We start from the raw sequence: 2,030 nt of genomic DNA on the forward strand, positions 1-2,030 counted from the left end.
CCCGGGGACCGGTGTCCCGCCCGAGGGGCCGGCCGTCGCCTCCGAACCCGAGGGGCCCGAGGTCGACGGCGAGCGGATCCCGGCGCTGTACTGCCCGCCCGCCGTCCGCGACGATCCCGCCCTGGGGGACGAGGTCGACGAACGGCTGCTGGTGTGGGCCGAGGAGATGGGTGTCTACCCCGGCCAGCTCGACCGGGTCCGCTCGGCCGGGTTCGGACGCCTCATCATGCTCGCCCACCCCGAGACCGACGATCCCGACCGGCTGCTGGCGGCGGCCAAGTGCGCCCTGGCCGAGTGGTCCGTGGACGACCACTACGTCGACGGCGAGGCCGAGGAGGCACAGCCGGAGCTGCTCGGCCAGCGCCTGGCCATCGCCCACTCGGTCATCGACCAGGCGCACCTGCCGCTGCGCTACGCGCCCCAGCTGGAGGAGGTCGTGCGCGCGGACCCCGTGATGCGGGCCCTGCGCTCCAGTCTGGACGGCCTGGGCCTGTACGCCACCGCCTCGCAGGTGCGCAGGCTCCGCCACGAGCTGGCGATCATGTTCGTGGCCTACAACCAGGAGGGCGTCTGGCTGGCCACCGGCCACCGGCCGCCGGTCTGGGAGTTCCTCATGCACCGGCACGAGAACAGCTTCGTGCCGTGCATGGCGCTCATCGACGCGGTCGCCGGGTACGAGCTGCCGCACCAGGTGTTCTCCGAGCCCAGCGTGCGCCGCGTGTTCACCCTGGCGGGCAGCGCGAGCGTGATCGTCAACGACCTGTACTCCATGGGCAAGGAGGACGTCACCGACCTCAGCCTTCCCCGGCTGATCGCCACCGAGGACGGGTGCTCGCTGGGTGAGGCGGTGCGGCGCACCGTCGACATCCACGACGAGCTCATGCACGCCTTCGAGGCCGAGGCCGCCGCCCTGGCGCTCACCGGCTCGCCGGAGCTGCGCCGCTTCCTGTGGGGCCTGTGGGCCTGGCTCGGCGGCAGCCGCGAATGGCACGCCCGCAGCCCCCGCTACCACGGGGCGGGCACCGACTGAACGGGCCGCGCGCCCGGCGCGGCCCCTCCCCCCGCAGCGGACCGGCCCGGCCCCGAGCACGGGCCGGTCCGGACCGACACACCACGACAAGGAGTTCCTCCGCGATGACCGAGACCCTCAGCCGATCGTCCGACGTCCTGCGCACCGCCTACCAGGAGTCCGTGGCGGCGTACTGGAACGCCGAGAAGGACCCCGTCAACATCCGCCTCGGCGAGGTCGACGGCCTCTACCACCACCACTACGGGGTCGGCGACTACGACCCGTCCGTGCTGGAGGGGCCGGAGGAGACCCGCGACGAGCGCATCATCCAGGAGATGCACCGCCTGGAGACCGCGCAGGCCAACGTGCTGCTGGACTACCTGGGCCCGGTCGCGCCCGGCGACCGAATCATGGACACCGGCTCCGGCCGCGGCGGCACCAGCTTCATGGCCAACCAGCGCTTCGGCTGCCACGTGGACGGCATCAGCATCTCCGAGCAGCAGGTCGCCTTCGCCAACGCCCAGGCCGAGGAGCGGGGCGTGTCCGACCGCGTGCGCTTCCACTTCCGCAACATGCTCGACACCGGCTTCGAGACGGGCTCCCTGCGCGCCAGCTGGAACAACGAGTCCACCATGTACGTGGACCTGTTCGAGCTCTTCCGCGAGCACGCCCGCCTGCTGGAGTACGGCGGCCGCTACGTCACCATCACCGGCTGCTACAACGACGTCACCGGCGGCCGCTCCAAGGCGGTCAGCCGCATCGACGAGCACTACACCTGCAACATCCACCCCCGGAGCGAGTACTTCCGGGCGATGGCCGCCAACGGCCTCGTCCCCATGGAGGTCGTGGACCTCACCGCGGCCACGATCCCCTACTGGGAGCTGCGCGCGAAGTCCTCCGTGGCCACCGGCATCGAGGAGCCCTTCCTCACCGCCTACAAGGAGAACAGCTTCCACTACCTGCTCATCGCGGCCGACCGCGTCTGAACCTCCCGGAGGGGCGGCGCGGCCGGTGTCCGCGC

Annotated in this window: 2 protein-coding genes; both read left to right on the plus strand. The window is 71.9% G+C overall.

The features are described 5' to 3' along the window. Positions 1–1,030, plus strand: a 1,030-nt coding sequence (locus DQW06_RS04310; RefSeq protein WP_232832953.1) for a family 2 encapsulin nanocompartment cargo protein terpene cyclase, incomplete at its 5' end; no start/stop codon positions are given. A 104-nt stretch (positions 1,031–1,134) separates the two neighbouring features. After that, the gene (locus DQW06_RS04315) at positions 1,135–1,995 is read left to right on the plus strand and encodes a geranyl diphosphate 2-C-methyltransferase (protein ID WP_013153643.1); all 861 of its coding nucleotides are present in this window, start codon (positions 1,135–1,137) and stop codon (positions 1,993–1,995) included. The last annotated feature ends 35 nt before the right edge of the window (positions 1,996–2,030 follow it).

Source organism: Nocardiopsis sp. TNDT3 (assembly GCF_003427465.1).
GTDB lineage: Bacteria > Actinomycetota > Actinomycetes > Streptosporangiales > Streptosporangiaceae > Nocardiopsis > Nocardiopsis dassonvillei.